Consider the following 6,308-nt stretch of genomic DNA (forward strand, 5'->3'; position numbering starts at 1 on the left):
CCGCCTCGACAAAGGCAGCGAGAGATCCATGTCAACTTTTCCGTTAGTTCAGGTGGAAGGCGCACTCGCGATGCCGCACATGCGCCCGCTCAACCGCGTCCCGCCGCCATTCGGCCGCGAATGGTCGCTCATGCCTTCGCATTTCAGCCTGCGCACCGAACTGCACGCGCTGTATGCGGCGTTCCTGCGCACGATCTGCCTGAGCGCGGAGGCATTCCGCAAGGTGTATAGCTGGGAGCACGTCGAGCGTGTCGCCCGCGTTGCGCCTGAACCGCCGCGTCCGGCAGCCGCGCCCATCGGTCCAGCGCTGAACGCCGCGCAGGCGCAGCAGGCGGCGGCCGAAGCCATCGGCGCAAAGCCCGTCAACGCGGCGCAATCAAGCCGTTCGATGCAGGCGGCGCCGCTCGAGCGCACGCCGCCGCCATCGCACAAACTCGCGGCTAGCGCAGTGGCCATCGGCGGTGCGGCGCTGCTGGCGTGGATCGTCGCAAGCCACACGCAGCCGGACAACGAGAAAGACCGCACGGTTCTGCGCGAATCCGTCAGTCCGGCGCCGAAAGCCGCAGCCACCGGTGCAGCCAGCGCGCAATCGTCGGCACGTCTGGCCGATGAGCGTGCCGCACACGATCGCAACGTCTCGGTTTCGGGCGTGGTCGAAGGGCCGAAAGCGGTTGTCGCGGCAAAGGCGCCGGACGTTAGCAACGCAGTGAACAACGAGCGCGGCATTGCGATCGGCTCGACGATCGTCGCGCAACGGGAGGCAACGCCAGCGGTCGCGCCTTCGGCGGCGCAACGTGCAGAGAACACCATCGCGGTCGTGGCGCCTGCGACTACGCCTGCTGTGACTACGCCCGCTGTAACCGCGCGCGCGACGCCCGCGCCTGCGCCCGCGTTTGCACCAGTCATCGCGCCGGCAGCAAAGGTAGCGCCTGCGGCGTCGGCATCGGTCGAGCAGCCCGACTTCACGGTGCGTGCGCGCGCGAACCAACCCGTCGAATCCGCGCTCGTGTCCAGGGCCGCGAGCGAGAAGCGCGTCAGCACGACCCGGCGCACGCGCGAGGAAACCGCCTACAGCACACGCGCGGCACGCGAACCCGCCCGCCGCCACGCGGCGCAGGAATTCACGCCGCACCTGAGCGCGCCGGTCGTCACCACGCATCGCACGCAGGGCATGTACTCGGAGGCTGCGGAATATTCGCCGCATCAGTTCGCGACCAATGCCAACGACGAATATGCATCGCTCGCCACCTACGCGAACACGCATGCAGCGCTTCCCGCCGCGAACCGCGCGCCGTTGAACGCCGACAGCACGGAATGGGTCAATCATGTCGCGCAACGCCGCGTGACCGAAGTACCCGACCACTTCGACAAATAAAGCGCACGCCTTTCGGCGCACAGCAAAAAGCCCGGCTCGAAGCCGGGCTTTTTACTTTCTCTCGTCCTGCGCTGACTCGTCATCCTGTGCGCGCCGCGCCATCCCTTTGGACAGCGCGGCGCGGCAATCCACTCAGCAGCCCTTTAGCGTCCTACGGCAGGCAAGCCCTGCTCGGTTTGCCGCTGGAGTTGATTGACCTGATTCTGCAGATCACGCAACTGGGCTTGCGCCTGCAGCTTCTGCGCGTTGAGTGCGGCCGCATTGCCCTGCATCTGACGCTGGTAGTCGTCGACGCGCGCCTGCTGCGTGCGCGCCACGTCGATATCCGCCTGCAGACGCCGCGCACGATCTTCGTTGATCGCAATCACTCGATCGATAAACGCCTTTTGCGCCTCGATCTGCATGCGGCGAATTTCGACTTCGGCAAGACGCTGGGTCTGCTGCACGAAGTTTGCATAGATCGATTCGGCACGTGCTTCGTCCTGCGAACGAATCACGCGCCAGAAGTGCTTGTCCTGGAACAGCACCACGTAATACGTCATTTCGGGCGGATAGAAGAACAGGCTCGCCCCATAACTGGCGTTATAGGTGGTGCGCAATTCAACCAGTTGTGAATCGTGGATCAGCTGCATCAGCGTGGCGACATCGCCTTGCGAGGCGCCAGCCGTGGCCTGGTCGTCGACCATACCGGCGGGCGGCAACGCATTGGCGGGCTGCGGCGTCAGACTGCCGAGCGCCGGGCGGGCGCCCGCCACCGGCGCAGCGTCGCTCGCGGGGCCGCCGGCCCAGACGCACGCGCCGTGCTGCAGGAGTGTGAAGGCCGCAGCGGCCAGCAAAGCGCGCCGCGGCGAAAGGGATTGCTTCATGACTGCCAGTTCCGTTCAGGATTTCGAGTAACCGTTTATTATCGCCGCACGAAAATCTCATAAACGCCAATTAATTTCGGATAACAAAAGAACCTGCTGTTTGTTTGTCAGAAATCACCTAGCAAAGCATAGGAATATTCGGACAGGTTGTATGAAAAATAAAAAGGGCGATTGCTTTCACAATCGCCCCTCTTGATGTCCTGCTTTGCTGATAAATCCAGACGTCTCGCGTCAGACGCGCATCAGTAGCGCATCAGAAACGCGTCTCGCGCGCCGAGCGCAGGAAGTTGTCGAGCAGCGGCGTGCAATCGAGCAGTTCGGGACCGCCGGCGCGATGGAATTCCGGGTGCCACTGCACGCCCACCACGAACGGCGCACGGCGGTATCGCACCGCTTCGATCAGGCCGTCGCCGGCCGACACCGCTTCCACCGTCAGATCGCGGCCGAGCGTCTTGACCGCCTGATGGTGAATCGAGTTGACGATGGCTTCGCGCCGCCCCGGGAACATGCTCGCGAGCGACGATCCTTCCGGGAACGTGACCGCGTGACGATGCTGGTCGTAATGCTCGCTAACGTGCACACCGGCCGTGGGCACATCGGTGGCGATGTCCTGATACAGCGTGCCGCCGAACGCCACGTTGATGAGTTGGCAGCCACGGCACACGCCCAGCACCGGCTTGCCCGATTCGACGAATTCATGCAGCAGTTCCAGCTCGTACATATCGCGCACGCGGTCGCCGGGCCATTCCGGGCGCGGCGCAACCTCCGCATAAGTTTGCGGCGAGACATCGGCGCCGCCTTGCAGCAGCAGGCCGTCGAGGTGCTTCGCGTAGTCGCGCAGACGGATATTGCTCGGATGGAGCATGCCCTGATGGCCGACCGTCGGAATCATGAAGACGATCACATCGCGCGACATGACCCAATGCGCGATCGATTCTTCGAGATATTGCAGCGTCTTGCCGCGCAAACCCTGCGCGCCCGGCTCGGGATGAAAAATACGCGCCGATACGCCGATGCGCAGCGTGCGCTGGGTGATGCGCTGGCCCGCGCGATCGAATAGCTGACGCGCGCGCGCCGCGATGATGCGTCCGAGCACCGACCACGCCGAATCGCTCGGCCGCAGGTAGCGCGGCGAATCGGGCGGCAGCGCGCCCGGCGGCGGCGGATTCTGCGCGCTGAAGTCAGGCGCCTGACCAAAGCCTGCGGGCGCGGCACCGGGGCGCGACGCGCCGCCGGTCTGCGGCGGCTGCGCGGCCGTTCCAGCCGCGGCGCCCGCCGTCGTGCTCTGGCCTTGCGCCGGGGCGGGCACGTCTTTGCTGGCATCGGCGGCAACTTCGATCGGCACTTGCGGCTTGCCCACGCCTGTGGCAGCCGTTTTGGCCGCCGCCTCGGCAGCCTGGCGCTCGACGGCGCGCGCCGTTTCCTCGCGCGCCTGCACGCCTTCGGCAACACGCTGGGCCTGGGTGGGCGCTTCGACGGGTTTTGCGCTGATCGGCTCCTCGTCGGTGCCGACGCCGGAGCTGTCGGCGCCCGCTGTGTCGGGCGTCACGGTCGAGGCGCTTGCGGGCGCGTCAGTCGAGGCGCGTTGCGCGGCTTCGCCCGATGGCGTCTGGGCCGCAGAGGAAGTCGTGGAAGGATTGGACGGGTCGGACTCGGCGGGACGGCCTGCGCCGTCGGGAACCTCGGGGCGGTCGGTCTTGTTTTCGCTCATGACGTGGTGTCGGGGCGCGCCGCATCGTTGCAGGGCGCAAACGGATGAACAGGGTTCCGATTATGCGTCCCACGGCATGACGCCGCCACCCATTTGCACAATTGCTCACATTCCGTCACATTGGGCGCGCCTCGTGCGGGCCCGCCCGAGCGCTGCGTTCTTACTGCGAATCCTGCCCCTGGCGCTCGTCGAAGGTCTCGCGCAGCGCAATCTGCATGCTCGCGTGAATCTTCACGCACCAGCGCCAGAACAGCATCGTCAGCACGGCCGCGCACACCAGCACGCCGATCAGAAAGCCCGTGGGCGGCAGGATCGTGCCCGAGAGCGCGGCCACCAGCACGAACACGCCGATCATCGACACTGCCGGCACCAGTTCGGCAATCGCGTGACGCAGCGCGCGCGTGAAGCGCCCCGCTTTCTCCGGCTGCACGCTCACTTCGGCGAGCAGCAGCGCGAGCGACTGGGTCTTGCGCCACACGGCCACGAGGAACGGCATCGCCAGCAGCAGCGCCGCGCTCCAGAGCACCACGCGCTGGATGCGCTCGTCGGGCACCCAGTTGGCGATGAGCGGCGCGGCGTAGCGCGCGCCATACGACATGCCGATAAAGATCGCCGACACCAGCGCGAGATTCACCGCGATCTGCAGCACGATGCGCCTCGTCAGCGAAAACAGCGTCGGGCCGCCCGCTTCCTGCGAACGCGGCATCAGGCAACGCAGCCACTGGCTATACATGCCGAACACGTTAGAAACCGAAGGCGGCATGGCGCGCGCGAGCCGCTGCGAGAGCGGATCGGCCACGCGGATCAGATACGGCGTGGTGAGCGTCGTGATCGCCGAAACCGTCACCGCGATCGGATAGAGAAAGCCGCTCGTGACCTTCAGCGTCAAGCCGAGCGAAGCGATGATGAACGAGAACTCGCCGATCTGCGAAACCGTCATGCCCACGCGCATCGCCGTGCGGCCGTCGCGGCCCGCGAGGAAGGTGCCCAGACCGCACGACACCAGCTTGCCGAACACCACCGCCAGCGAAATCACCGCGATCGGCCACGCGTAATCGACCAGCACGAGCGGATTGAGCATCAGCCCGATGGTGACGAAGAAGATCGCCGAAAACGCGTCGCGTAGTGGCGCGACCAGATGCTCGATGCGCTCCAGATGCCGCGATTCGGCCATCACCGCGCCGATCAGGAACGCGCCCAGCGCGATCGAATAATCGAGCTTCACGACCAGCAGGCAGAACGCGAAACAAAAACCCAGCACGGAGACCAGCAGCATCTCGTCGCTGCCCACGCGCGCCACGTAGCCGAGCACGCGCGGCACGATCAGGATGCCCGCCAGCAACGAAACCAGCATGAACAGCAGCAGCTTGCCCAGCGTGATCAGCGCGATACCGGGCGAAAGCTCGCCCGTTTGCGCGATGCCGCCGAGCAGCACCAGCATCGCAATACCCAGGATGTCTTCGACGATCAGAATGCCGAACACGAGTTGCGCGAACGGCTCGCGCTTGACGCCCAAATCCGCGAGCGCCTTGACGATGATGGTGGTGGAGGAAATCGCCAGAATCGCGCCGAGGAACAGCGAGTCCATCGTGGCCCAGCCGAACGCGCGACCGATCTCGTAGCCGAGCCACAGCATCACGACGATTTCCGATATCGCCGCGACGATGGCCGTCGCGCCCACCTGGAACAGTTTGCGCAGACTGAATTCCAGCCCCAGCGAGAACATCAGGAACACGACGCCGAGTTCGCCCATCGTCTGGATGGTCTGTTCGTCGTGGATCAGCTGGAACGGCGGCGTATAAGGCCCGATGATCACGCCCGCCGCGATATAGCCGAGCACCACCGGCTGTTTCAGGCGATGAAACAGCACGGTGACGATCCCCGCGATCGCCATCACGACTGCCAGATCCTGAATAAAGCCGACTCCCTGGTGCATAAGCCCAATTCCTTACAAAATGCTATCGAATAGCTGAATGTTACCCGATGATCGCGTTGCGCCGAATTGCGCGGGCAAGAAAAAATCCACGTTCTACAATGGTGCGTCCCTTGCAGGCGAGCATTGCCGCACGGTGCGCGCGGGCCGTTGTTGCGTCGCGATGCGCCGCCGCCCGCTGTTACGAATCCCCTGAACCGCCCGACCCGCCTTCTGTGCGCCCACTGCCATGACCGCTTCCCCTAGCAACGCCCCCTTTGCGCCGCTCGCCCAGCTGGCCGCCGATCTGGCCGCGGGCCGCGCCAGACGGGGCTCCAATATTTTTTCGCTGCGCACCTTGCCGCTTCGGGCACCCGATTTGCGCAATACTCGACTCCTTCTCGAGCGTCCTGCCCTTTTTCGCGCGGACGCCACGAGCCCCGA

General features: G+C 65.2%; 5 protein-coding genes. 2 read left to right on the top strand and 3 right to left on the bottom strand.

All coding sequences use genetic code 11. The features are described from left to right. Window positions 1–28 precede the first annotated feature (28 nt). The gene (locus G3N59_RS19730; protein ID WP_205984297.1) at window positions 29–1,375 is read left to right on the top strand and encodes a hypothetical protein; all 1,347 of its coding nucleotides are present in this window, start codon (window positions 29–31) and stop codon (window positions 1,373–1,375) included. A 143-nt stretch (window positions 1,376–1,518) separates the two neighbouring features. Here G3N59_RS19730 and G3N59_RS19735 read toward each other — a convergent pair whose 3' ends face one another. The 3 genes from G3N59_RS19735 to G3N59_RS19745 form a co-directional block, all read right to left on the bottom strand. After that, complete coding sequence (locus tag G3N59_RS19735; protein WP_205984298.1) at window positions 1,519–2,241, bottom strand: DUF2968 domain-containing protein; 723 nt, start codon at window positions 2,239–2,241, stop codon at window positions 1,519–1,521. Window positions 2,242–2,494: 253 nt separating this feature from the next. After that, window positions 2,495–3,952, bottom strand: a complete 1,458-nt coding sequence (locus G3N59_RS19740; RefSeq protein ID WP_205984299.1) for a gamma-glutamyl-gamma-aminobutyrate hydrolase family protein — start codon at window positions 3,950–3,952, stop codon at window positions 2,495–2,497. 160 nt (window positions 3,953–4,112) lie between these two features. Then, on the bottom strand, window positions 4,113–5,888 hold the full coding sequence (locus G3N59_RS19745; RefSeq protein WP_205984300.1) for a cation:proton antiporter: 1,776 nt from the start codon (window positions 5,886–5,888) through the stop codon (window positions 4,113–4,115). 226 nt (window positions 5,889–6,114) lie between these two features. Between G3N59_RS19745 and G3N59_RS19750 the strand changes: the two genes are divergently transcribed. Beyond that, a partial coding sequence (locus G3N59_RS19750) for a hypothetical protein (protein ID WP_205984301.1) occupies window positions 6,115–6,308 on the top strand: 194 nt, incomplete at its 3' end.

It is taken from the genome of Paraburkholderia sp. Ac-20340 (assembly GCF_017104965.1).
Taxonomy (GTDB): Bacteria; Pseudomonadota; Gammaproteobacteria; order Burkholderiales; family Burkholderiaceae; genus Paraburkholderia.